Genomic DNA, 23,857 nt, shown 5'->3' with positions numbered 1-23,857 from the left:
AACGCTGGATGCCCCGTGAGGATTCGAACCTCAATAGGCGGTATCAGAAACCGCAGTCTTACCATTAGACGACGGGGCATCAGCGAGGGCGCGATCTAGGCGGGCGGTTTGGCGCTGTCAACGCCAAGATGTTGCCGATGTGCCACGTCGCTTGCGTAATCGCGCCGCCGCGCTACATTCGTGATCAAGCACCGGGCGGGTATTTTCCCGCGGCGGCAGACATAGATAGCGAGTTTTACGGCGATGGGGGATGTTTCCGCCCGAATGCCGTTCCGGCAGGGTAGTCCTGCCCGTCCGGCGGCAACCCGGCCCTCTCGTGGGCGGTGGGCCGATGCGCAGGCGTTTGCCGCGCTCGATCTTGGCACCAACAATTGCAGATTGCTGATCGCGCGACCCCAGGCTGGCGGCTTCGCGGTGATCGACGCGTTCTCGCGAATCGTCCGGCTTGGCGAAGGCCTGGCGTCGACCGGCAAGCTAAGCGACGCGGCGATCGAGCGGACGATCGCCGCTTTGCGCGTGTGTTCGGACAAGCTCCAGCGCCGCAACGTCACGCTGGCGCGATCGGTCGCGACGGAGGCCTGTCGGCAGGCGTCGAACGGGCCCGACTTCGTCGCGCGCGCACTGGCCGAGACGGGCATCCACCTCGACATCATTTCCGCCGAGGAAGAGGCGCGGCTAGCCGTGCTCGGGTGTCACGCGCTGATCGAGCCGGGGGAGGATCCCGCGCTCGTGTTCGATATCGGCGGCGGATCGACCGAGCTGGTGCTGATCGATACCTCGACGCCTGTTCCGACCGTGCTCGACTGGCATTCGGCGCCATGGGGCGTGGTGTCGCTGACCGAGCACGCCGGCGGTGGCGAGGGTGAGGACGGTAGGCGCGCTGCGTATGCGAAGATGCGGCAGGTCGTCGCGGACAGTTTCGCGGGGTTTGCGAGCCGCCTGCCCCGGCATATCGAGCGGCCGCGGTTGCTCGGCACCAGCGGCACGGTGACGACTCTCGGTAGCGTGCATCTCGGGCTCAGCCATTACGACCGGTCAGTGGTCGACGGGCTGATCGTACCCGCGTCGGCGATGCGGCGGATCAGCGCCGACCTTTCCCATATGTCGATCACGGAGCGCGCCAAGCTGCCGTGCATCGGCAACGAGCGCGCCGACCTGGTGGTCGCGGGCTGTGCCATTCTGGAGACAATCATGGATTTGTGGCCCGCCGAACGGCTCGGCATCGCTGACCGCGGTATTCGCGAAGGCATACTGCGCGGCCTGATGGGCTCGCCCAAGCCCGGCAAAGCCACGGGAGCGACGGCATGAGCCGCGGCGGTTCCGGCGGTCATGTCCGCGTTCTCACCGCACGGAAGCGGACCGCGCAATCGACGCGGTGGCTCGAGCGGCAGCTGAACGATCCGTATGTGAAGCGTGCGAAGGCCGACGGGTATCGCAGCCGGGCGGCGTACAAGCTGATCGAGCTGGACGAGCGGTTCGAGCTGATCCGGGGATCAAAGCGCGTGGTCGATCTCGGCCTTGCGCCGGGCGGCTGGGCGCAGGTGATCCGGCGCCGGATCCCCAAGGCGACCGTCGTGGGCATCGACCTGCTCCCGGTCGATCCGATCGAGGGCGTGACGATCTTCGAGATGGATTTCCTCGACGATGCCGCACCGGGGAAGCTGATCGAGGCGCTGGGCGGCGCACCGGACCTGGTGCTGTCGGACATGGCGGCGAACACGGTCGGGCATCCGCAGACCGATGCCTTGCGAACGATGGCGCTGGTCGAGACGGCGCTGCACTTTGCGTGCGAGGTACTGGAGCCGGGTGGGACCTTCGTGTCGAAGGTGTTCGCTGGTGGGGCTGATTCCGAGCTGGTCGCGGAGATGAAGCGGAACTTCAAGACGGTGAAGCATGCGAAACCGCCGGCGAGCCGGAAGGGGTCGGTCGAGTGGTTTGTTGTTGCGCAGGGGTTTAAAGGCCGAGACCCGAAATAGCAGAGCTATTTCGGATAAGTCGAAAGCCTGGCCAGCGTTGCGCAGCAACGACTGACGACACGGTTTTGCCGTGGCGCTCTACCTCAGGGTAGTCGCAAGCGATGCGGCTGGGATGAAGCATAAGCATGTTTCCCCGCGAAGGCGGGGATCCAGACTGGGCTCCCGCCTTCGCGGGAGAACAAAGGGGGGTAGTTCGCCAGTTTGAAATGATGATCCACAACCCGCAGCTTCGTCATCCCCGCGCAGGCGGGGATCCATATGCTCAGGCGGTCGCGATCTACGAGAGGCTAGCCAATATGGGTTCCCGCCTCCGCGGGAATGACGAACGGCCCGACCACATCACGCGTGCCCTCACCCTTCCCACGGCGAAGTCGCCGCGGGCCCCTTCCCTCTCCCCTCAGGGAGAGGGTATAGAAAAAGCCCGCGGACTTGGGTCCACGGGCTCTCTCTGTTTCACGCGCCGCAGCGAAGCCGTGTCGTCGGTCGGGCGATGCCCGCCGGCCGGGGTTTCGGCCGAGCCGCGGATTAGCTTTCGCTAATCCCGCTGCCTCAACCCTCGTAATCCGCACCCAGATTCTGGTTCCGCGGCGGCGCGGCAGCGGTAAGCCGCAGTGCTTCGGCCGAAGCGGCCAGGCTGCCGACGGCATCGACTTCGTCGTCATCGTCGACGCGCACCTTCTGCAGGCCCTGGATGACCTGTTCCTTGAGATGCGCCGGCTTGACGTTCTCGTCGGCGATCTCGCGCAGCGCGACGACCGGGTTCTTGTCGCGGTCGCGGTCGAGCGTCAGCTCTGCGCCGCCCGAAATCTGGCGCGCACGCTGGGCCGCGAACAACACCAGGTCGAACCGGTTGGGGATCTTGTCGACACAATCCTCGACGGTAACGCGCGCCATGCGGCTTCCTTCGTAACAACGATAGAATGAGAATGCGTCGCCTACGGGGGGTAGCCCGCAAAGTCAAGAAATCCGCCGCCCCCGCGTCATGGAGCCCCCTGCGGGTTGCCACCGACGCCCCCCATGTCCATCACGCGCCGCATGGACGATCCCGAAGACCAGCCGACTTTCGCCGTCGACGGCAACCAGATGACGCTGCTCGATACGGGCCCGCGCCGCCTCGACGCGGTGCTCGCGCTGATCGACGGCGCCGAGCGCACCCTGCGCATACTCTATTACATCTACGCCGACGACGAGTCGGGCAAGCGCGTCAACGCCGCGCTCATCGCCGCCGCCAAGCGCGGGGTCGACGTCGCGCTGATCGTCGACGGCTTCGGCAGCGACGATGCCCCCGACGCGTTCTTCGAACCGCTGGAAACCGTCGGCATCTCGGTCTGCCGGTTCTCCGCACGCTTCGGTCGCCGCTATCTGCTGCGCAACCACCAGAAGCTCGCACTCGCCGACGAAACGCGGATCATCATCGGCGGCTTCAACATCGAGGATGATTATTTCGGCACCGCCGCCGAACAGGCTTGGCGCGATCTCGGGTTGCTGGTCGAGGGGCCGGCGGCGGGACGGCTGGCCGGGTATTTCGACGCGCTGAAGGACTGGATCCACGAGCCGAAGGGCAAGCTGCGCCGACTGAATGCCGCGCTGTCGCGCTGGAGCGAGACCAGGGGCACAACACGGTGGCTGATCGGCGGACCGACGCGGAAACTGTCGCCCTGGGCGCGCGCGGTGCGCGACGACATGCGCGCCGGACGACGGATCGACATCATCGCCGGCTATTTCACGCCCAGCCCCGCGCTGCTGCGCCGGCTCGACAAGGCCGGGCGTCGGCAGGCGGACGTGCGGATCGTCACTGCGAGCAAATCGGACAACAACGCGACGATCGCCGCCGCGCGGTTCACCTATGCGGGATTGTTGCGCAAGGGCGTGCGGGTGTTCGAATACCAGCCGACCAAGCTGCATACGAAGCTCTACGTGATCGACGACGCGGTCCATATCGGCTCGGCGAACTTCGACATGCGCAGTCTGTTCATCAACCTCGAACTGATGCTGCGGATCGAGGACGTGGCGTTCGCGGCGCATGTCCGGGGATATATCGACGGCGAAGTGGCGAAATCGACCGAGGTGACCAAGGCGCTGTACAAGGCGAACACAGGCTGGGTGCAGCGGATCAAGCAGCTTGGGGCGTATTTCGTCGTCGCGGTCGTCGACCCCAGCCTGTCGCGCGGGCTGAACTTCGGGATCGACGAATAGGGTCGCGCGCCGATCGATCCGCGCGCGCCTTCTCTACCGCGTCTCCATCCGGATCCCGACGCGGAAGGCGCGACCCAGCAGGTCCGAATAGGTGCTGTTCGCGGCCAGCCCGGTCTCCGGCACCAGCAACGGCCAGCGATCGAACACGTTGGTGACGTTGACGAACATCTGCGCGTCGGCGCCGCCCATGCTGATCTTCGCCGTCAGGTTCAGATCGGCGTAGAACAGCCCCGACACATGGTTGTCGTCATAGGTCGGGAACTGCGTGGTCGAGACCGGACAGGTCGTCTGGCATTCGATCCCATTGGCGACGTACTTGCCCGAACTCACGCCGCGACCGACGCCCGTGATCGCGAAGCGCGGCGTGTCGTAGGTCGCGCTGAAGCGGTAGATCCACTTGGGCGTGCTCGTCTGCCCGCCGTTCACGCCGACGGTGTTGAGCACCGCGTTGGTCGGCACGCCGCTGTCGAACCGGTTCTCGATGTAGCGCGTCGCCACCCCGCGCAACGTGATCGCGCCCTCTGCCGTCCCGACGATCGCATTCAACGGCAGGCGGTACGATCCATCGATGTCGATGCCGCGCACCAGCTGGCTGGCCGCGTTGAACGGCTGGCTGCGGAACTGGTAGTAAGGCTGGCCGGGCGTCGAGCGCGCGGGATCGACGGTGTAGGCATCGCAGAACTGCTGCTGCCCTTGGAAGCACAGGTTGATGATGTCCTGCGCGGCGAAACTGCTGATCGCATCCTTCACGTCGATCCGGAAATAATCGACGGCGAGATTGAAGCCCGGCAGGAAGCGCGGCGTGAGGACGCCGCCGATGTTCCACGAATCCGACTTTTCGGGGCGCAGGTTCAGATTGCCGGTGACGACCGCCGAATAGCCGAAGGTCGCCGGACCGTTCGCGCCGTCGTTGGTATAAGCGGGGTTGCGCACCGAATCGCTGTTGGCCGAACCCGCCGCATAGAGTTCGTTGAGATTGGGTGCGCGGATGTCGCGCGAGCGGGTCACCCGCAGGCGGATGTCCTCGATCGGCTGCCACGTCGCGCCGGCCTTCCAAGTGGTGACATAGCCGGCGGTCGAATAGCGCGTCGCGCGCGCCGCGCCGTTGAATTCGAGCCCGAGGCCCAAGGGGACGACCGTCTCGAGATAGGCCTCCTTCACCGTGTAGCTGCCATTGGTGGGCAGATAGTTGCCGACCGACCAGCGGTTCGTCGTGGTCGGTCGGCCGTTGGCATCCACGGTCGAGAGCGGCTGGAACTCGGCGGGAACGAAGCCGCTGATCTGTTCTTTGCGATATTCCGCACCGACCGCGACGCTGACGTCGCCCGCCCAGGTCGCGAACGGCGTCAGCGAGACGTTGGCGGCGGCGTTGTACTGCTCGACCAGTTCGTCGCGGTAGGGGTTGCCGAGGACGTAGCCGATCGCCGAGGCATTCGCGACGCCGACCCCGAGACGGTTGAGCGGCACGCACGCCCGGTCGTCGTTGGCCGTGTTCGCGTCGACGTTGACGAGGCACTGGATCGATCCCGCCGCATAGCCCCCGGTGTTGCCGGCCGGTGCGAAGACCGCGGCGGTGGCGTTGTTCATGCGGGTGATGTTCATCACGTCGCGCAGCTGTTCGCGCAGGTCGGCGCGGCCATATTGCCCATACAGGTTCCACGTCGCGGGCTTGCCGAACACCTCCGCCCGGCCCTCGGCGCCGATCACGTAGCGCTGCACCTCGCGCCGGTTGCTGACCGCGCGATAGGGGAGGTCGGCGGCGGTCGTCGCGACCGTCACGCTGGTGATCCCGGTCAACGCCGCGCGGCCGAGCGTGTTGTAGAGGAACGCGTTGCAGGTCAGCGGCGCGCTCGCCGAGGTCGCCGCCGTGCCGCAGCCTGTGGCGGTGAGCGCGACGCCCGTCGCCAAGTTCGGCCCGGCGTTGAACAGCACCGCTTGGCGATTATACGCCCCTTCCGCGAACAGCGAGATCCCCTCGCCGATGTCGTAGCTCACGCGTCCGAAGACGCCGTGGCGGTCGTCCCGGGGATCCAGGCCGATTCGGCGGCCCGAATCATTGACCTGCCAGTCGCCGCCCTGGGTCAGCGTCGGTGCGGCGCTGCCGGTCGGCGAGGGAAAGGTCAGCGCGCCGTACTGGAACTGCTGCACCGCGCCGCCCTGACCGAAATACAGCCCGCGCAGCCGGTTCGCCGTGCCGCCGGCCGATCCGGTGACGAGTCCGCCCGGCGTAGAGTTTGCCGCGCCCACCTGGCGACGAATCAGGAACTGCGGGACGCTGGAGTTGGTGGTGGCATCATAGGCAGGGTTGGTGATCCGCACATAGCCGGTCGCGTTCCAGTCGCGATCGACCTCGAAGATGCCATCGCGGTGCGCGACCTCGGCCGACAGGAGGATACGGCCGCGATCGTCGCTGCCGAACGCCATGCCGCCGGCCACGCTCAGCGAGTAGTTCTGGCCATCGCCCTTGTCGGTGATGCCGCTGTCGATCGAGACCTTCAGCCCTTCGTATTTCTTGTCGAGGACGAAGTTGACGACACCCGCCACCGCGTCCGATCCGTACGCCGCGGAGGCACCGCCGGTGACGACCTCGACGCTCTTCACCAGCGCCTGGGGAATGGTGTTGACGTCGACCAGCCCAGTGATCGTCGAGCCGACCGAACGACGGCCGTCGAGCAGGACGAGGGTGCGGATTTCGCCGAGGTTGCGCAGGTTCAGTGCATTGATACCGGCCTGTCCGCTCGACAGGTTCAGGCGCGAATTGGCGGGGCGCGTCGAGCCGGCCAGCGCGGGCAGCTGGTTGACGAAATCGGCGATGTTGTTCGACGGCGACGAGTTCTGGATCTCCTCCCGCGTCAGGACCGTGACCGGAGTCGGCGCCTGGAAGCCATTGCGCGCGACCCGGGAACCGGTGACGAGGATTTCGGGATCGACCTCGGCCTGCGGGGTCGGCGGTGTCGTCTCGGTCCCGGCACTCGTCTGCGCGACAGCGGGCGTCACGGTGCAGAGCGCGATCGCGAGACCGGAGAGATTCTGCCGGAATTGCCAAGGTTTCGTCATTTTGCCCCCCAATATTGCCTCGATCGCGCCGGCTGTTCGCCGGTCTGCGACCAATGCCCCCTGCAGACTCCGCCGATCCGGTCGCCGCGCCCCGAGGGTGCAGCGCCGATCATGTCGGATAGACGAAGGTGCGCGGGGTGGACGACAGGCGTCAAGGCCCCGGCAGCGTCCAAGCGTTTATCGTTCCATAACCGCGGATTATGGCCCCGCGCCCATAAACACCCCCTATGGCGGACGGCGCGCTTGTCATACCAACGGCGCGGCGGCGCGGGCCTAGCCTCGCCACGGGTCCACAGCCGGGAATCGTATCGATGATCAACCGCAGATCATTCCTGCACGGGTCGGTCGCGACACTGGCGCTGGCGCAAACCGGGTTAGCAATCGCGGCCACCCCGCCGATTGCGCTGGACGGCCAGACCGCACCGATCGAGATCGTCGACGACATCTACGGCGTCCCGCATATCCGCGCGGCCTCGATCCCCGATGCGTTCTTCGGCCAGGGCTATGTCGTTGCGCGCGATCGACTGTTCCAGATCGACCTGTCGCACCGCCGCGAACTCGGCCGGCTGGCGGAAGCGTTCGGCCCCGGGTTCGTCCAGCATGACGCGGTCGCACGCCTGTTCCACTATCGCGGCGACCTGGACGTCGAGCTGAGTCGCATCCCCGGCGACGTGCTGGCCTGTGCCGGTGCCTATGTCGCCGGGATCAATGCGCGGATCGACGAGGTTTCCGCCGATCCCTCGCTGTTGCCGCTGGAATACACCATCCTGGGCGTCGCACCGATAAAGTGGGACATCCGCGACCTCGTGCTCGCGCGCGGCGCCTCGATCGGCAATGCCGACGACGAGGTCCGCCGCGCCCAGCTCGCGGCGCTCGGCCTGCTCGATCTGGATGCGGTCGTCGCGCCGTTGCGCCCGGCCTGGACGATGCGCGTGCCGGCCGGGCTCGACGTCGCGGCGGTGTCGGACGCCGACCTGGGCGTCATGCGCCTGGGCCGGCTGCCGTTCGGGCCGGGCACGCCGACGATCGACCCGTCGGAAATACCCACCGAGCGCGCCAATGCCGGCAGCAACGCCTGGACGGTCTCGCCGTCGCGCACCGCGACCGGCCGCCCGATCCTCGCCAACGATCCGCATCTCGGGATCGGCGGGTTCGGCCCGCGCCATGTCGCGCATCTCTCCGCGCCCGGGCTCGACGTGATCGGTGGTGGCGCGCCCGGCCTGCCGGGGATCATGCAGGGCCACACCGATCGCTTCGCGTTCGGGCGGACCAATTTCCACATCGACCAGGAGGATCTGTTCGTCCTCGATCTCCACCCGCAGGATCCGGAGCGCTATCGTCATGCCGGCGGCTGGAAGCGCTTCACCCGTATCGAGACCGCCATCGCCGTGAAGGATGCACCGCCCGGATCGGCGACCTTGCGGTACAGCGTCCACGGCCCGGTGATCTCGCACGATCCCGCCCGGCACCGCGCGACCGCGCTCGGATCGATCGCGATGCAGCCCGGCGGCGCGGGCGCGTTCGCGATGATCGCGATCAACCTCGCACGGGACTGGACCTCGCTGCGCAAGGCGTTCCGCCTCCATCCCTCGCCGACCAACTTCCATTATGCCGATATCGACGGCAACACCGGCTGGCAGGTGATCGGCTTCGCCCCGATCCGCAAGACCGGGGACGGCCTGCTCCCCGTCCCCGGCGACGGGCGCTACGACTGGACGGGCATGCGCAATTTCGCCGCGCTGCCCAGCAGCTACAACCCGGCCAAGGGCTGGTTCGCCTCCGCCAACCAGAACAACCTGCCCGCCGGCTGGCCGCGCGACCGCATCCCCGCCTTTTCGTTCCGCGATCCGTATCGCTACGACCGCATCGCCAGCGTCCTGAAGGCGCAGACCAGACACAGTCTCGCCGACAGCGTCGCACTTCAGCACGACACGCTCTCCACGCCTGCGCGCCAGTTGATCGCGCTGTTGCCGAAGCGGCGCTCCGAGGCGGCGGACATGCTGCGGGGCTGGGACGCGCGGATCGGCGCCGACAGCGCCGCCGCCGCGCTGTTCGAGATCCTGTGGCGCGATCTGGGCACGCGGATGCTCGCCGCGATCGTCCCCGAGCGGGCGCAGGACCTGGTCACGGACATCGCGCCGTCGGTGCTGCTGGGCCTGCTCGCGCGTCCCGACCGGCGCCTCGGCGATGCGCCGGTCGCCGCCCGCGACGCGATGCTCGATGCGGCGCTGGTGTCTGCCTGGGCTTCGGCGCACACGCTGCTCGGGCCGGACCCCGCGAAATGGCGCTGGGGGACGCTCCACCAGGTCCGAATCGCGCACCCCCTGTCGCGCGTCCCCGCCATCGCCGCCGCCTTTCCCCCGATCGAGGGCGAAGGATCGGGTGGCGATTCCTACACCGTCATGGCGCGCTGGCTCGGCGCTGGCCCGAGCTGGCGCGCAGGTGGCGGCGCGAGCTATATCGAGGTGATCGACGTCGGCGCATGGGACAATTCGCTGATGCTCAACCTGCCTGGCCAGTCGAACGACCCGCGATCGCCGCATTACCGCGACCAATATGCCCCTTGGATCGCGGGCCGGATGCAGCCGATGCTCTTCAGCCGCGCCGCGGTCGACGCGCACGTCGCCGACCGCAAGACACTGAGGCCCCGCCTATGAACCGCCTTGCCGTATCCGCGCTCGCCATCCTCCTCGGGGCCCCGGCGGTCGCGGCGCCACGGGTCGACGTCGTGATCCGCGGCGGCACGATCCATAACGGCGCCGACGCCGCGCCGATCGTCGGCGACGTCGAGATCACCGGCGACCGCATCGTCTATGTGGGCCCCACCCGAGGCACCGTCGCCACCCGCACGATCGACGCGAAGGGCCAGATCGTCGCGCCCGGCTTCATCGACGCGCACACGCATCCCGACACCTATATCCGCTCGCCCGACGCGACGCAGCGGCTCAACCTGCCCTGGCTCGCGCAGGGAGTCTCGACGATCGTCATCGGCGTCGACGGCGGCGGCACGCCCGACGTCGCCGACGACGCCCGCACGCTGACCGCGTCGGGGGTCGGCACCAACCTCGTGCCCTTTGTCGGCTTCGGCACGATCCGCACCCGCGTGCTCGGTCAGGACGACCGCGCGCCTACGCCCGCCGAACTGGCGCAGGAGACGTCCCTCGCCTCCAAGGCGATGTGCGAGGGTGCCTACGGCCTGTCGACCGGGTTGTTCTACGCTCCGCAAAGCTTCGCCGCGACCGACGAGGTGATCGCCGTCGCGCGCGAGGCGGGCAGCCGTGGCGGGATCTACGACACGCACCAGCGCGACGAATCCAACTACACGATCGGCCTGCTCGCCAGCACCCGCGAGGCGATAGAAATTGGCAGGCAGGCGAAGATGCCCGTCCATTTCGCGCATCTGAAGGCGCTCGGCGTCGACCTGCAAGGCCAGGCACCGCAACTGATCGCGACGATCGAGGCTGCGCGCGCCGCCGGTCAGGACGTCACCGCGGATCAATATCCGTGGCTCGCCTCCGGCTCCAGCGTCGACGCCGCGCTGCTCCCGCGCTGGGCGAGCGACGGCGGTTACGCCAAATTGATCGCACGCCTCGACGACCCCGTCATGCTGGCCAGGATCAGGACCGAGATGACCGAGAACCTGCGCCGGCGTGGCGGCGCGGAGTCGATCCTGCTGACCAGCGAAGGCCAGCCCTGGACCGGCAGGACGCTCGGCCAGATGGCGACTTTATGGACGCTGTCCCCCATCGACGCCGCGATCCGTATCCTCCGCGCACCCGACAAGGCCGGCACCGGTCCCGCGGGGGTCGGCATCGCGAGCTTCAACATGGCGGACCGCGACGTCGACCTGCTGATGCAACAGCCATGGATCGTCACCAGCTCTGACGGCTCCGATGGCCATCCCCGCCAATACGCCACCTTCCCGCGTAAATATCAGGTGTATGCGCGGCAACGGCAGGTGATTTCAACGCGCACTTTCATCCGGCAATCGACCGGCGCCACCGCCGATCTGTACCGCATCGACCACCGCGGCTATCTCAAGCCCGGTTATTTCGCCGATATCGTGGTGTTCGATCCAGTCGGCTACGCGCCGCGCGCGGACTATGTCCATCCCCGCCTGCCGAGCGTCGGCGTGAAGGCGCTGTTCGTGAACGGCCGGCTCGCATTGTCGAACGGAAAGACCACGGGCGTCGCAGCCGGACGCGTGCTGCTCCGGCCCAAACCGAGCGACTGCCCCGCCTCATAGCTTCGGGTTATGGGTCGAGCCGCGGCCGTGATTGGCGGCGTCGGGCTGGTGCGCGGTAAGTCGGGCGCTCCTTCAGCCAGCACAGGTATGCGATGATCTTCGGCCCCTTCCTCCTGTACCTAGGCCATTCGGACGACGAGGTCGGCATCAAGACCTCGCGCGGGCTCGCCACCTTCCGCCGCCAAGATTGCGTCGGCGAATGGCGGCACGACGACAGCCCGCTGACCCTCGACCTGCCGCGCATGGACGTCACCGAAGCGCGCGCGGCGGGTGCGCGGACGCTTGTGCTCGGCATCGCCAACGCGGGCGGCCAGATGGGGGATGCGCTGGTCGAAGACGCGCTGGTCGCGATCCACGCAGGCATGAACGTCGCCTCGGGCCTGCACCAGCGGCTGCGCGATGTCCCCGCGCTCGTCCAGGCCGCGGCCGAGGCCGGCGTCGCGCTGTTCGACGTCCGCGATCCCCCCGCCGGCCTGCGCGTCGGCACCGGCACGCGTCGCGCCGGCAATCGCCTGCTGACGGTCGGGACCGACTGCTCGGTCGGCAAGATGTATGCGACGCTGGCGTTGCGCGATGCGATGCGCCGCCGCGGCCTGTCCGCCGACTTCCGCGCGACCGGTCAGACCGGCATCCTGATCGCTGGCGACGGCGTCCCGCTCGACGCGGTGGTCGCCGATTTCATCTCAGGGGCGATCGAGGCGTTGACGCCCGCGCGCGACGACGACGGCTGGGACCTGATTGAGGGCCAGGGGTCGCTGTTCCACCCGTCGTTCGCCGGCGTCTCGACCGGGCTGCTGCACGGCGCGCAAGCCAGGGCGCTGGTGCTCTGCCACGATCCGTCGCGCGCCCATATGCGCGGCCTGCCGCATTACCGATTGCCCGATCTCGCCACCTGCCTCGCCGCCAATGTGTCGGTCGCGCGGCTGACCAGCCCGGACGTGCAGGCGGTCGGCATCGCGCTCAACACCGTCAAGCTTGCCGAGGAGGATGCGCGGCGGCTTTGTGCCGAGACCGGTGACGCGCTCGGCCTGCCCTGCACCGACCCGTATCGCTTCGGCGCCGACCCGATCATCGACTGGATGCTCTCATGCTTCGACATCTCGACGCCCGCCATGACCGTTTCGGCCTGAGCGCACCGTTCCGCATCTCGCGCGGGGTGAAGACGGCGGCCGACGTCGTCACCGTCACGATCGCGCAGGGCGATGCGGTGGGCCGCGGCGAAGGCGTACCCTATCCCCGCTACGGCGAGACGATCGACCATGCGCTGGCCGAGATCGCGTCGGTGGCGCCCCTCGTGGCGCAGGGCCTGTCGCGGGACGAGCTGGCCGGAACGATGCCCCCCGGCGCGGCGCGCAACGCGGTCGATGCGGCGTTGTGGGATCTCGAGGCGCGCCTTGCCGGCACCACCGTCGCGGCGCTGGCGGGCCTCGCGGAGCCGATCGCCGTCGCCTCCGCGATCACGATCGGGATCGACGCGCCCGACGCGATGGCCGCCGTCGCCGCCCGCTCCGCGCATGTCCCGCTGCTGAAGATCAAGGTCGATCGCCAGCATGCCGAAGCGCAGATCGCCGCCGTCCGCGCCGCCGCGCGCAACCCGCGGCTGATCGTCGATCCCAATGAAAGCTGGTCGATCCAAGAGGTCAGCCGCCTCCAGGACTTCCTCGTCGCGCACCGCGTCGACCTGCTCGAACAGCCGTTGCGCGCCGGCGAGGACGGCGCGCTCGCCGGGTTCGCGTCGCGCATTCCGCTGTGCGCGGACGAGTCGCTCCATACGGCGGACGACCTGGACTCGCTCGCGGGGCGCTATGCCTATGTCAACGTCAAGCTCGACAAGACCGGTGGCTTGACCGAAGCCGTGTCGCTCGCCGATGCTGCGAAGGCAAAAGGGTTCGGATTGATGGTGGGGTGCATGGTCTGTTCGTCGCTCGGCATCGCGCCGGCGATGCTGCTCGCAGGCGGTGCCGCGTTCGTCGATCTCGATGGCCCGCTCTGGTTGACCGAGGATCGCCCCGGCGGCGTGGTCGATCGCGACGGCATGCTCTCGCCGCCGTTACCGGGCTTCTGGGGCCCCGGCTTCTGGGAAACCCCCGCTTGAGGCTGTTGGGGGCCTGGTTCGCGATCCCGCTGTGGCAGCGGGTGGTCGGCGGGCTCGTCCTCGGCGTCGCGCTCGGGGTGCTCTGGCCCGAGGGTGCTGCCTCGATAAAGCTCGTCGGCGACCTGTTCGTCCGGCTGATCAAGATGCTGGTCGTCCCGGTCGTGCTGGTGACGATCGCCGCCGGCATCGCGTCGCTCGGCGACCCGCGGCGGCTAGGCTCGATCGGCGGGCGCACCGTGGCCTGGTTCGCGCTGACGACGCTGATCGCGGTGTCGATCGGCATGGCGTTCGGGCTGCTGATCCGGCCCGGCGACGGCATCGCGCTCGCCGGCATAGCCCCGCACCTGCTCGGCCCCGCGGTCTCGCCCGCCGACCAGTTGCTCGGCATCGTCCCCGCCAACATCGTCGAGGCGCTGGCGAAGGGCGACATGCTCGCGATCATCTTCGTCGCGATCCTGCTCGGCATCGGCAGCGTCGTCTCGGGCGAGGCGGGCAAGCCGGTCGTCGCGTTGCTCCAGTCCGCCGCCGCAGTCCTGCTCCAGATCGTCCGGATCGTCATGGAGGCGACTCCGTTCGGCGTGCTGGCGCTCATCGCCAACGCGGTCGCAGGCGGCGGGATGGCGGTGTTCGTCAATATCGGCTGGCTGGCCTTGTGCGTCGTGCTCGCCTCGCTGGTACAGATCGGCGTCCACGCGAGCCTGATCGCGTTCGTCGCGCGGTTGCCGGTGGTGCGCTTCTTCCGCGGCATCGTCGATCCGCTGGTCGTCGCCTTTTCCACCGCGTCGTCGTCCGCCACCTTGCCGGTCGCGCTCCGCGTCGCGCAGGACAATCTGGGGATCGCCCGCCCGATCGCCTCGACCGTGCTGCCGCTCGGCGCGAGCATCGGCAAGGACGGTACGGCGATGTATGTCGGGCTGCTCGGCCAGTTCGCGTTGCAGGCGCTCGGCATCGTCCCCGACGCGTGGATGCTCGGCGTGATGCTGCTGACCGGCGCGCTCGCCGCGTTCGGCACAGCGCCTGTGCCGTCCGCGTCGCTGTTCATGCTCGCGGCGATGCTGTCCGCGGTCGGCGTCGGGCCCGAACAGACCGCGCTCGTCGTCGGCCTGGTCCTGCCGTTCGACCGGCTGCTCGACATGACCCGCACAATGCCCTCGGCATCGGCCAATCTGACCGTCGCGACCTTGGTAGCACGTGCGGAAGACGGGCTGGACGAAGCCCGCTTCCGGGGGGCGAGCTTGGCATGAACCTGCGCCATATCGAGATCTTCCACGCGGTCTACGTCAACGGATCGGTCAGTGCCGCCGCCCGCGCGCTCAACATCTCGCAGCCGTCGGTGTCGAAGACGTTGCGCCATGCCGAGACAATGCTCGGCTTCGACCTGTTCCAGCGTACCACCGGCCGGCTCGTCCCGACCGAGGACGCCCATGCGCTGTTCGGCGACGTCGCCGATATCCAGGAGCGCGTCCGGGCGCTGCGCGAGGCCGGTCGCAATCTTCGCGCCGGCGCTGGGGCGACGCTGCGCATCTCCGCACTCCCCAGCCTGGCGCTCGGTGCCCTGCCGACCGCGGTGTCGCGCTTTCTGGAAAAGCATCCCGACGTCCGCTTCGATCTCCAGACCGTCCACCACGACGACCTGCTGCGCAAGCTGTACGAGCGCGAGACCGATATCGCGATCGCCGCCGAGGTGCCGCGCGGTGCGCCGCTCGGCCAGAGCTGGCTCGGCGAGGGCGAACTGGTCGTGCTCTACCGCGAGGAGGACATGCCCGATGCGCCACCCCGCGTCGAACTGGCGCAGCTCGTCGGTCACCGCTTCATCACGCTCGCGGCCAGCGGTCCGATCGGCCAGATGTTCTCGACCGAACTCGATCGCCAGGCGCTCGAACTGGACGAGGTCGCGTCGGCGCGCACCTTCTACATCGCCGCCGCCCTGGTCCGCGCGGGCGTCGGCCTGACCATCGTCGACAATTTCACCGCCGAAGCGTGGATGACGCCGGGGCTGGCGATGCGACCGCTGAAGCCGTCGCTGACCTTCGACGTCCACGCGATCCACCTGCTCGACCGTCCGCCGAGCGCACTCGCCAGCGAGTTCCTGGCGCTGCTCGGCAGCGTGATCGAGGCACCATGACGCCCATCCTTCTCGCTCTCCTCCTCACCGCCGCTGTCCCGACCGATCCCGCCATCGAGCAGGCACTGGCGGCCGCCGGTCCGGGCACGCGGATCGGCCTGGTCGTGGCGGACGAGCAAGGCCGGGAGATCGTGGCGGTCCGCCCCGACGATCGGTTCGTCCCCGCCTCGAACACCAAGATCTTCACCACCGCCGCCGCGTTCGCGATGCTGGACACCACCGCACCGGACGGCGGCGGCGGCGCCACCGTTCGGCTCGAAGGGCGCGACGTGATCCTGGCCGGGCACGGCGATGCGCGACTGTCGAGCGCGCCCAACTGCGCCACCGACTGCCTGCTCGACCTGGCTCGCGCGGTGGCATCGCGAACCCGCAGCGTCCGCGACGTGATCGGCGACGACAGCGCGTTTCCCGACGAACGCTGGCCGCAGGGGATGAGCTGGAACAACGTGTCCAGCCGCTACGGCACCGCGATCTCCGCGCTGACGATCGACGACAATGTCACGACCGTCACCGTCACGCCGACCCGTCCCGGCGCGCCACCGACGATCACCGGCGACGGTTATTACCGGATCGACAACCGTTCGATCACGGGCGGGACGAAGGCTGCGCTCGACGCGACCCGGATACCGAACGACGACCTGCTCCGGATCGGCGGCACGCTTCCGGTCGGCAAGCCCGCGACGCTCACCGTCGGCATCGACGATCCCGCGCACCGGGCCGCGTGGCGGCTTGCGGCGATGCTGCGCACGCTGGGCGTTCGCGTGACCGGTTCGATCACCGTCCGCCATCGCCCCGCCTCGTCCGCCGACGATCCTGCGACCCGTGGTTCGGCCCCGGCCGCGCGGCCTCCGGAGCCGGCGGTGCTCGCCCGCCTCGCCCCGCCGCCGCTTCGCGAAGACCTGCGCGTCACCAACAAGGTCAGCCAGAACCTGCACGCCGAACTCCTGCTCCGCCGGGTCGGGGCGATCGGCGGGTCGGGGTCGGTCGCGGATGGCCAGGCGGCGGTCCGCGCGATGCTCGACCGCGCCGGGGTCGCGCGCTGGACCTACGATTTCGCCGACGGATCGGGCATGTCCAACTATAACCGCGTCACGCCACGCGCGGCGGTCCGCTTCCTCCGCTGGACGCAGATGCAGCCCTGGGGCGCGGCATGGCGGGCGACGTTGCCGGTCGGCGGGATCGACGGCACGCTCGCACGGCGCTTCCACGGGACACCCCTAGACGGCAAGCTGTTCGCCAAGACCGGCTCGCTCAACGCGGCCAACGCGGTGTCCGGTTTCCTTATCGCCGCCAGCGGCCGCACCCTCACCTTCTCCGCGCTCGCCAACGACATGCCGGGCGATGCCTCCGCAACGGGCGCGATCGACCGGGCACTGCTCGCGGTGGCCGCGGCGAACTGAATTACCGGTGCGGGCTCAGGTCAGCGCGATACTCGACAGGTCGGTTGCCGGGTCGATCGCCACGCCGGCCTCCTTGCGCTCCGAATAGCGATCGACCAGTTGCGCACCATGCGGCCGGAGCAGCACCGTGAAGCGCACCAGTTCCTCCATCACGTCGACGATCCGGTCGTAATAGCTCGACGGCTTCATCCGGCCGTCGTCGTCGAACTCGGCAAACGCCTTGGCCACGCTCGACTGGTTGGGGATCGTCACCATCCGCATCCACCGGCCGAGCACGCGCAAGGTGTTGACGCTGTTGAACGACTGCGACCCCGCCGACACCTGCATCACCGCCAGCGTGCGCCCCTGGGTCGGCCGCATCCCGCCGATCGCGAGCGGCAGGTGATCGACCTGCAGCTTCATGATCCCGGTGATCTGGCCGTGCCGCTCGGGACTGCACCAGACATGCCCTTCGGACCACATCGACAACTGGCGCAGTTCGTCGACCGCGGGATGATCGTCGTTCGCGATCTGGTCCGGCAGCGGCAGCGTCGAGGGATCGAAGATCCGCGTCTCGCAGCCGAAGAATTCCAGCAGCCGCGCGGCTTCCTCGACGCACAGCCGCGAATAGGAGCGTTCGCGCAGGCTGCCGTAGAGCAGCAGGATCCGCGGCGGCGGGTCGTTCGGCCCCAGCCCCAGCGCGGGACGATCGCGCACGTAACGCCGATCGAGCGCGGGCAGATGGGTCGGGTCGGACAGCGTACGAAGCGGCATCAGGCGGTCCTCGGTGCGAGTAGAATGACGCAGGTGCCGATCAGGCAGAGCGCCGCGCCGCCGACGTCCCAGCGATCCGGGCGGACGCCCTCGACCGCCCACAGCCACAGCAACGACGCACAGATATAGACACCGCCATAGGCCGCATAGGCACGCCCGGCCGCGTCGCTGTCGACCCGCGTCAGCAACCAGGCGAACAGCGCGAGACACGCCATGCCGGGCGCGAGCCATAGCGGCGATCGGTCGAGCCGCAGCCATGCCCAGAATGCGAAGCACCCGCCGATCTCGGCCAGCGATGCGGCAAGATATACGAGTGCGGTCACGCCATCCCGATCCGCAGCGCGAGGGCAGCGAGCGTCACCAGCAAGACAGGGATCGTCAACGTCGCGCCGACCCGGAAATAATAGCCCCAGCCGATCCGGATGCCCTTCTGCCCAAGCACGTGCAGCCACAGCAACGTCGCGAGCGATCCGATCGGCGTGATCTTCGGCCCGAGATCGCAGCCGATGACATTGGCATAGATCATCGCCTCGCGGACTGTGCCGGTTGCGTGCGTCGCGTCGATCGAGAGCGCCCCGACCAGCACGGTCGGCATGTTGTTCATCACCGACGACAGCAGCGCGGCGATGATCCCCGTACCGAACGCCGCACCCCAGACGCCGCCCTGCGCGGTCCGGTCGAGCAGTGCCGCGAGATGGTCGGTCAGCCCGGCGTTGCGCAGGCCGTAGACGACCAGATACATGCCGAGCGAGAAGATCACGACCTGCCACGGCGCCCCGCGCAGGACCTTGCGCGTCTCGATCACAGGCCCCCGCCCGGCGATCGCCAGCAGCAGGAGCGCGCCCGTGGCGGCGACCGCGCTGACCGGCACGCCGATCGGTTCGAGCAGGAAGAACCCGGCGAGCAACAGCGCGAGCACGACCCAGCCCGCCTTGAACGTCGCGGGATCGCGGATCGCGGCCGCCGGTTCGCGAAGCTCTGCCATGTCATAGTCGGCGGGGATATCGCGGCGGAAGAACAGCAGCAGCACGACCAACGTCGCGGCGATCGATGCCAGGTCGACCGGCACCATCACCGACGCATAATCCGCGAAGCCGATCCGGAAGAAGTCCGCCGACACGATGTTGACGAGGTTCGATACGATCAGCGGCAGGCTGGCGGTATCGGCGACGAACCCCGCCGCCATCACGAACGCCAGCGTCGCCTTGTCGCGGTAGCCGAGCGCGCGCAGCATCGCGATGACGATCGGCGTCAGGATCAGCGCGGCGCCGTCATTGGCGAACAACGCCGACACCGCCGCGCCGAGCAACACGATCAGCACGAACAGCCGCCTGCCCTGCCCCCCGCCCCAGCGCGCGACATGCAACGCCGCCCATTCGAAGAACCCCGCCTCGTCGAGCAACAGGCTCACGATGATGATCGCGACGAAGGTGGCGGTCGCGTTCCAGACGATTCCCCACACGGTCGGGATATCGCCGAGCGAGACGACGCCCGCGAACAGCGCGACCGCCGCGCCGCCCAGCGCGCTCCAACCGATCCCGAGCCCCCTGGGCTGCCAGATGACGAGCGCGATCGTGACGACGAAGATGGTCAGCGCGAGCAGCATCAGACGGGCTGGCCGCCCGCGTTTAGGACGCGTTGACGACCCGCGTCGAGGACGCGCCGTCCATCTTCGCCGATGACTCGCTCGCCGTCTTCCTTGGCGAACGCCGCGCGCTGCGGCGCGGGCAGCAGGTCGAGCACCGCTTCGGACGGGCGGCACAGCTTCACGCCCAGCGGCGACACCACCAGTGGCCGGTTGATCAGGATAGGATGCGTGATCATCGCGTCGAACAGCGCGTCGTCGGACAGGGCCGTGTCGCCCAGGCCCAGCTCGGCAAACGGCGTCCCCTTCTCGCGCAGCAGATCGCGCGGCGTCATCCCGGCGCGCGCGACGAGGTCGACGAGCAGCGCGCGCGACGGCGGCGTCTTCAGATATTCCACGACATGCGGCTCGATGCCCGCATTGCGGATCAGCCCGAGCACGTTGCGCGACGTGCCGCATTCGGGGTTGTGATAGATCACGATATCGACGGCCATGGTGGGTCCTTTCAGCAGCACGGGGCGAGTTCGGCGAGCAGCGGCGTGCACAGCTCGGCATTGCCGGCGCAGCAATCCTTGACGAGGAACAGCATCAGCGCACGCACGCCGTCGAGGTCGGCGCGGTAGACGATCGAGCGGCCATGGCGCTCGGATCGCACCAGCCCGGCGCGTGCCAGCACCCCGAGATGCGCCGACATCGTGTTCTGCGGCACGTTCAGCTGCCGCGCGATCTCGCCGGCCGCCAGACCGCCCGGCTCATGCCGGACCAGAAGGCGAAAGGTCTCCAGGCGGGTATCCTGCGCGAGCGCACCAAGCGCAACGATGGCCAGTTCGGAATCCATATATCCGGATTAGCGGATATATTGGGCGTTGCAACCGGGTTCTTTTGGTCAGTGCCCTGCAATCAGACGCCATAATCAGACGGCGGTATCGGCGACCCGGTTCCTGCCGGCGTTCTTCGCCAGATACAGCGCCGCGTCGCCGGCGTTCATGAAGGCCTCGACGTCGCCGGCCTCGACGGTGACGCTGCAGGTGACGCCGATGCTGATCGTGACCACGCCCTCGGAATTGGCGCGATGGGGGATGTTCAGGTCGGATACCGCCCGTCGCACCCGTTCGGCGAAGTGCCAGGCGTCGCGCGCGCCCGTATCCGGCAGCAGGATCGCGAATTCCTCGCCGCCGATCCGGGCGACCTGATCGCTGGCGCGGCGGGCGGACGCCTGCATGACCGCGGCGATCCCCTGCAGCACCTTGTCGCCCGCGACATGACCGTAATGGTCGTTGAACGCCTTGAAGTGATCCGCATCGATGATCACCAGCGACAAGGGCGCCTGCGTGCGCCGCGCCCGTCGCCATTCCCGCGCGATCGCCGCATCGAACGATCGGCGGTTGAGCAACCCGGTGAGGCCGTCGGTCGCCGCCAGCTTGCCGAGTTCGGCCTCGCTGTCGGCGCGGCGGCGGAGTTCGCGGCGAAAGAGGAAGCTCAACGTCATCACCGCGATGCACAGCGCCGAGACGGCGATACCGTACAGGCCAGCGCGTGTCCGCCACGATGCGAAGATCTCCCGCGTGGACGTCGCGACATCGAGGATCAGGGGAAGGCCGGCGGGGCGCAGGAAGGTATAGAGTCGTTCCTGTCCGTCGATCGCTGACGTGCCGACGAACTGGCCGGCGGGTTCGCGCAGCATGTGGTCGAAGGTGGCCGAGCCATAGATGTTGTGAGTCGCGCCCTTGGGCAGCGGCGGGTTGCGGACGATGATCGTGCCCTTCAGCGTGAAGAGGTTGATCGCGCTTTGCGGGCCGGACCGGACCGACGACACGGTCGCGTGGATCGAACGCAGCGGGATGGTCGCGCCGACGATCCCGGCAAACTCGCCGTTCGTGCCGGTCACGCGGCGACTGAGCACCAGGCTTCGACCTTCGCCGGCAACCCGGCTGTCGAGGGGTTCGCTCAGGAAGGCACCGGCCGTGCCGCCCGATCGGTGGACAGTGAAATAGCGCCGGTCGGCAAAGCTCGCGCCCAGCGGCGGCTCGCGGTTCGATCCCGCGATCAGGCGGCCTTGCGAATCCAGCACGAACGCCCGCCCGCGATACGGCGACGCGCGCCCCGCCGCGAACAGGATGAGGCTCCGCACCGTTGCCGGATACGTCCATATTCCCGGGATCGCGAGACCATCGGCGGTGATCTGCAACCCGCGATCGACCTGTTTGATATTGCCACCGATATCCTGCGCGAGCGCCGTCAGGAGATTGGCCGACGCCAGGTCGGCACGCTGCCATGCATCGCGCCGCTCCTGCCACAAGGCGACCCCGAGCAAAGCCAGCATCGAGACGGTGATCAGGAATGCCGGCGCCAGAATCGAGAACGCGCCGCGTTGAATATACCTATATAGCTTAAATATAGGCATTTTATTCCCAGGCTTCGGTGCGGCAGATACACTGGTTTCGCAATTCGCCTTGCCTACCTAATCTAAAGCACGCGCCATCGACACCCGGAATATTCGCGGATGGCGCGCGTTGCATCGACTACCGATCGAAATCGATCCGCATTTTACGGCGAGCTTGCTGTGCATCGGGCCGGCGAGCGTCGACCGCAGCGCGCCGGACAAAAAAGGGCGGCGCCGATCCGGTTCTGCCGGATCGACGCCGCCCTCGGCGCAGGTCCTCAGCTACGGTCAGCCGTGCAGCGACCGGCGGAACGTTTCCGGCAGGAATACCAGGCCGACCAGCGCCGTCACCGCGCAGGCGAGGATCGGGTACCAGAGGCCGTAATAGATATCCCCGGTCGCCGCGACCATCGCGAACGCCGCGGTGGGCAGGAACCCGCCGAACCAGCCATTGCCGATATGATAGGGCAGCGACATCGAGGTGTAGCGGATCCGCGTCGGGAACAGCTCGACCAGCAACGCCGCGATCGGCCCGTAGACCATCGTCACATACAGCACGAGCAGGACGAGGATGGCGATGACCATCGGCTTGTTGATCTGCGCCGGGTCCGCCTTTTCGGGGTAGCCGACCGCGGTAAGAGCGGTCTTCACTTCGGTACCGAACGTCTTGATCGCCGCTGCCTTTTCGGGCCCCGAAACCACCGCCGGATTGACGACCGGGATGGTCGCGCCGCCGATGTTGATCTGCGCGACGGTGCCGGCGGGTGCGATCACGTTGGTGTACGAGATGCCCGCCTTTGCCAGATACGACTTGGCGATGTCGCACGAGCTGCTGTCGAACTTGTTCTTGCCGACCGGGTCGAACTGGACCGAGCACTCGTCGGGGTTGGCCACCACCGTCACCGGCGAATTGGCCTGTGCCGCATACAGCGCGGGGTTGGCGGCCTTCGACAGCGCGTGGAACAGTGGCATGTAGGTCAGCGCCGCGAGCGCGCAGCCGGTCAGGATGATCCACTTGCGCCCGATCTTGTCCGACAGCCAGCCGAAGAAGATGAACGCAGGCGTCGCGATCAGCAGTGCGATCGCGATCAGGATGTTGGTGGTCGGCCCATCGACGCGCAGGTTCTTTTCCAAGAAGAACAGCGCGTAGAACTGGCTGGTGTAGAACACGACGCCCTGGCCGACGACCGCACCGAACAGCGCGATCAGCACGACCTTCAAATTGCTCCACTGGCCGAACGCTTCGGTCAGCGGCGCCTTCGAGGTCTTGCCCTCGTCCTTCATCTTCTGGAACACCGGGCTCTCTTCGAGCTGCATGCGGATCCACAGCGACACGGCAAGCAGCGCGATCGAGACGATGAACGGGATACGCCAGCCCCAAGCCGCGAACGCTTCTTCGCCCACAAGAGTGCGGACGCCGATCACGATCAACAGCGCCGCGAACAGGCCGAGCGACGCGGTCGTCTGGATGAAGCTGGTGAACAGCCCGCGCTTCTTGTCAGGCGCATGCTCGGCGACATAGGTCGCGGCACCGCCATATTCGCCGCCGAGCGCGAGGCCCTGCAACAGGCGCAATACCACCAGCGCGATCGGCGCGGCGACGCCGACCGACGCATAGCTGGGGAGCAGGCCGACCAGGAAGGTCGACAGGCCCATGATCGCCATCGTCACGAGGAAGGTGTTCTTGCGCCCGACGACATCGCCGATCCGCCCGAACACCAGCGCGCCGAACGGCCGCACCGCGAACCCGGCCGCGAACGCCGCGAGCGCGAAGATGAACCCGGTCGTCTCGTTGACGCCCGAGAAGAACTGCGCGGTGATGATCGTCGCGAGCAGGCCGTACAGGTAGAAATCATACCATTCGAACACCGCACCCAAGGAGGATGCGATGATGATCAACGGCTGGCTCTGCTTCACGTGACCAAGGGGCGATGCGTCCCCGGTTGTCGTTGCCATGGCGGTATCCTCTCAGGTGGAGCGGTGGGGATTCTGCAGCGTTGGGCAATCAGAACCCGTATTTGAATGCGAATTCGAGGCGGTC

Annotated in this window: 19 protein-coding genes and 1 tRNA gene; 10 read left to right on the top strand and 10 right to left on the bottom strand. The window is 67.9% G+C overall.

Annotated features, from left to right (window positions below; translation table 11 throughout):
- Window positions 1-5: 5 nt before the first annotated feature.
- A tRNA-Gln gene (locus tag NLI89_RS17625) sits at window positions 6-79 on the bottom strand.
- Window positions 80-264: 185 nt separating this feature from the next.
- On the opposite strand from NLI89_RS17625, the gene NLI89_RS17620 reads away from it, so the two are divergent.
- Window positions 265-1,308 carry a Ppx/GppA phosphatase family protein gene (locus NLI89_RS17620; RefSeq protein WP_254688174.1) on the top strand — a complete coding sequence of 348 codons (1,044 nt, stop codon included), beginning with the start codon at window positions 265-267 and terminating at the stop codon, window positions 1,306-1,308.
- Entirely contained in the window at window positions 1,305-1,976 is a 672-nt protein-coding gene (locus NLI89_RS17615) for an RlmE family RNA methyltransferase (protein ID WP_093398175.1), read from the top strand. Before NLI89_RS17620 ends, NLI89_RS17615 begins: the two co-directional genes overlap by 4 nt.
- A gap of 549 nt (window positions 1,977-2,525) precedes the next feature.
- Here NLI89_RS17615 and rpoZ read toward each other — a convergent pair.
- Entirely contained in the window at window positions 2,526-2,870 is a 345-nt protein-coding gene (rpoZ, locus tag NLI89_RS17610) for a DNA-directed RNA polymerase subunit omega (protein WP_055882033.1), read from the bottom strand.
- A 141-nt stretch (window positions 2,871-3,011) separates the two neighbouring features.
- Between rpoZ and NLI89_RS17605 the strand changes: the two genes are divergently transcribed.
- A complete protein-coding gene (locus NLI89_RS17605; RefSeq protein ID WP_254688173.1) occupies window positions 3,012-4,172 on the top strand; it encodes a phospholipase D-like domain-containing protein in 1,161 nt (386 codons plus the stop codon).
- A gap of 33 nt (window positions 4,173-4,205) precedes the next feature.
- Here NLI89_RS17605 and NLI89_RS17600 read toward each other — a convergent pair whose 3' ends face one another.
- Window positions 4,206-7,229, bottom strand: coding sequence for a TonB-dependent receptor plug domain-containing protein (locus NLI89_RS17600; RefSeq protein WP_254688172.1), 3,024 nt, complete (start codon window positions 7,227-7,229; stop codon window positions 4,206-4,208).
- A gap of 311 nt (window positions 7,230-7,540) precedes the next feature.
- On the opposite strand from NLI89_RS17600, the gene NLI89_RS17595 reads away from it, so the two are divergent.
- The 7 genes from NLI89_RS17595 to dacB all read left to right on the top strand — a co-directional run bounded on the left by NLI89_RS17595 (window position 7,541) and on the right by dacB (window position 17,095).
- Window positions 7,541-9,886: a penicillin acylase family protein gene (locus NLI89_RS17595; protein WP_254688171.1), complete on the top strand. Its 2,346-nt coding sequence runs from the start codon at window positions 7,541-7,543 to the stop codon at window positions 9,884-9,886.
- Window positions 9,883-11,475, top strand: coding sequence for an N-acyl-D-amino-acid deacylase family protein (locus NLI89_RS17590; protein ID WP_254688170.1), 1,593 nt, complete (start codon window positions 9,883-9,885; stop codon window positions 11,473-11,475). The genes NLI89_RS17595 and NLI89_RS17590 overlap by 4 nt, the downstream gene beginning before the upstream one ends.
- 92 nt (window positions 11,476-11,567) lie before the next feature.
- Window positions 11,568-12,605: an N-acetyltransferase DgcN gene (gene dgcN, locus NLI89_RS17585; RefSeq protein WP_254688169.1), complete on the top strand. Its 1,038-nt coding sequence runs from the start codon at window positions 11,568-11,570 to the stop codon at window positions 12,603-12,605.
- On the top strand, window positions 12,563-13,570 hold the full coding sequence (gene dgcA, locus NLI89_RS17580) for an N-acetyl-D-Glu racemase DgcA (RefSeq protein ID WP_254688168.1): 1,008 nt from the start codon (window positions 12,563-12,565) through the stop codon (window positions 13,568-13,570). Before dgcN ends, dgcA begins: the two co-directional genes overlap by 43 nt.
- A complete protein-coding gene (locus NLI89_RS17575; protein ID WP_254688167.1) occupies window positions 13,567-14,814 on the top strand; it encodes a dicarboxylate/amino acid:cation symporter in 1,248 nt (415 codons plus the stop codon). Before dgcA ends, NLI89_RS17575 begins: the two co-directional genes overlap by 4 nt.
- The gene (locus NLI89_RS17570) at window positions 14,811-15,695 is read left to right on the top strand and encodes a LysR family transcriptional regulator (RefSeq protein ID WP_254688166.1); all 885 of its coding nucleotides are present in this window, start codon (window positions 14,811-14,813) and stop codon (window positions 15,693-15,695) included. Before NLI89_RS17575 ends, NLI89_RS17570 begins: the two co-directional genes overlap by 4 nt.
- Window positions 15,692-17,095, top strand: a complete 1,404-nt coding sequence (gene dacB / locus NLI89_RS17565; RefSeq protein ID WP_254688165.1) for a D-alanyl-D-alanine carboxypeptidase/D-alanyl-D-alanine endopeptidase — start codon at window positions 15,692-15,694, stop codon at window positions 17,093-17,095. The genes NLI89_RS17570 and dacB overlap by 4 nt, the downstream gene beginning before the upstream one ends.
- A 15-nt stretch (window positions 17,096-17,110) precedes the next feature.
- Here dacB and arsH read toward each other — a convergent pair whose 3' ends face one another.
- From arsH to NLI89_RS17530, 7 genes are all read right to left on the bottom strand, one after another.
- Entirely contained in the window at window positions 17,111-17,848 is a 738-nt protein-coding gene (gene arsH / locus NLI89_RS17560; RefSeq protein ID WP_254688164.1) for an arsenical resistance protein ArsH, read from the bottom strand.
- A complete protein-coding gene (locus tag NLI89_RS17555; protein ID WP_254688163.1) occupies window positions 17,848-18,171 on the bottom strand; it encodes a YnfA family protein in 324 nt (107 codons plus the stop codon). The genes arsH and NLI89_RS17555 overlap by 1 nt, the downstream gene beginning before the upstream one ends.
- Entirely contained in the window at window positions 18,168-19,454 is a 1,287-nt protein-coding gene (locus NLI89_RS17550; protein WP_254688162.1) for an arsenic transporter, read from the bottom strand. The genes NLI89_RS17555 and NLI89_RS17550 overlap by 4 nt, the downstream gene beginning before the upstream one ends.
- Complete coding sequence (arsC, locus tag NLI89_RS17545; RefSeq protein WP_254688161.1) at window positions 19,454-19,927, bottom strand: arsenate reductase (glutaredoxin); 474 nt, start codon at window positions 19,925-19,927, stop codon at window positions 19,454-19,456. Before arsC ends, NLI89_RS17550 begins: the two co-directional genes overlap by 1 nt.
- An 11-nt stretch (window positions 19,928-19,938) precedes the next feature.
- Window positions 19,939-20,271, bottom strand: coding sequence for an ArsR/SmtB family transcription factor (locus tag NLI89_RS17540; RefSeq protein WP_254688160.1), 333 nt, complete (start codon window positions 20,269-20,271; stop codon window positions 19,939-19,941).
- A gap of 75 nt (window positions 20,272-20,346) precedes the next feature.
- Window positions 20,347-21,837, bottom strand: coding sequence for a GGDEF domain-containing protein (locus tag NLI89_RS17535; RefSeq protein ID WP_254688159.1), 1,491 nt, complete (start codon window positions 21,835-21,837; stop codon window positions 20,347-20,349).
- Window positions 21,838-22,104: 267 nt separating this feature from the next.
- Window positions 22,105-23,772, bottom strand: coding sequence for an MFS transporter (locus NLI89_RS17530; protein ID WP_187502073.1), 1,668 nt, complete (start codon window positions 23,770-23,772; stop codon window positions 22,105-22,107).
- Between the last annotated feature and the right edge of the window lie 85 nt (window positions 23,773-23,857).

The sequence above is a fragment of the Sphingomonas faeni genome (assembly GCF_024273235.1).
In the GTDB taxonomy this organism is placed as follows: Bacteria; Pseudomonadota; Alphaproteobacteria; order Sphingomonadales; family Sphingomonadaceae; genus Sphingomonas; species Sphingomonas faeni_A.
This window is presented reverse-complemented; position numbering and strand designations above follow the sequence as displayed.

Bases quoted from the DNA above. Each gene is read 5' to 3' on its own strand.
- rpoZ (WP_055882033.1), bottom strand. From the start codon at position 2,870: ATGGCGCGCGTTACCGTCGAGGATTGTGTCGACAAGATCCCCAACCGG.
- dgcN (WP_254688169.1), top strand. From the start codon at position 11,568: ATGATCTTCGGCCCCTTCCTCCTGTACCTAGGCCATTCGGACGACGAG.
- NLI89_RS17535 (WP_254688159.1), bottom strand. From the start codon at position 21,837: ATGCCTATATTTAAGCTATATAGGTATATTCAACGCGGCGCGTTCTCG.
- NLI89_RS17540 (WP_254688160.1), bottom strand. From the start codon at position 20,271: ATGGATTCCGAACTGGCCATCGTTGCGCTTGGTGCGCTCGCGCAGGAT.
- arsC (WP_254688161.1), bottom strand. From the start codon at position 19,927: ATGGCCGTCGATATCGTGATCTATCACAACCCCGAATGCGGCACGTCG.
- NLI89_RS17530 (WP_187502073.1), bottom strand. From the start codon at position 23,772: ATGGCAACGACAACCGGGGACGCATCGCCCCTTGGTCACGTGAAGCAG.
- NLI89_RS17590 (WP_254688170.1), top strand. From the start codon at position 9,883: ATGAACCGCCTTGCCGTATCCGCGCTCGCCATCCTCCTCGGGGCCCCG.
- dgcA (WP_254688168.1), top strand. From the start codon at position 12,563: ATGCTTCGACATCTCGACGCCCGCCATGACCGTTTCGGCCTGAGCGCA.
- arsH (WP_254688164.1), bottom strand. From the start codon at position 17,848: ATGCCGCTTCGTACGCTGTCCGACCCGACCCATCTGCCCGCGCTCGAT.
- NLI89_RS17615 (WP_093398175.1), top strand. From the start codon at position 1,305: ATGAGCCGCGGCGGTTCCGGCGGTCATGTCCGCGTTCTCACCGCACGG.
- NLI89_RS17605 (WP_254688173.1), top strand. From the start codon at position 3,012: ATGGACGATCCCGAAGACCAGCCGACTTTCGCCGTCGACGGCAACCAG.
- NLI89_RS17570 (WP_254688166.1), top strand. From the start codon at position 14,811: ATGAACCTGCGCCATATCGAGATCTTCCACGCGGTCTACGTCAACGGA.
- NLI89_RS17620 (WP_254688174.1), top strand. From the start codon at position 265: ATGCCGTTCCGGCAGGGTAGTCCTGCCCGTCCGGCGGCAACCCGGCCC.
- NLI89_RS17595 (WP_254688171.1), top strand. From the start codon at position 7,541: ATGATCAACCGCAGATCATTCCTGCACGGGTCGGTCGCGACACTGGCG.
- dacB (WP_254688165.1), top strand. From the start codon at position 15,692: ATGACGCCCATCCTTCTCGCTCTCCTCCTCACCGCCGCTGTCCCGACC.
- NLI89_RS17550 (WP_254688162.1), bottom strand. From the start codon at position 19,454: ATGCTGCTCGCGCTGACCATCTTCGTCGTCACGATCGCGCTCGTCATC.
- NLI89_RS17600 (WP_254688172.1), bottom strand. From the start codon at position 7,229: ATGACGAAACCTTGGCAATTCCGGCAGAATCTCTCCGGTCTCGCGATC.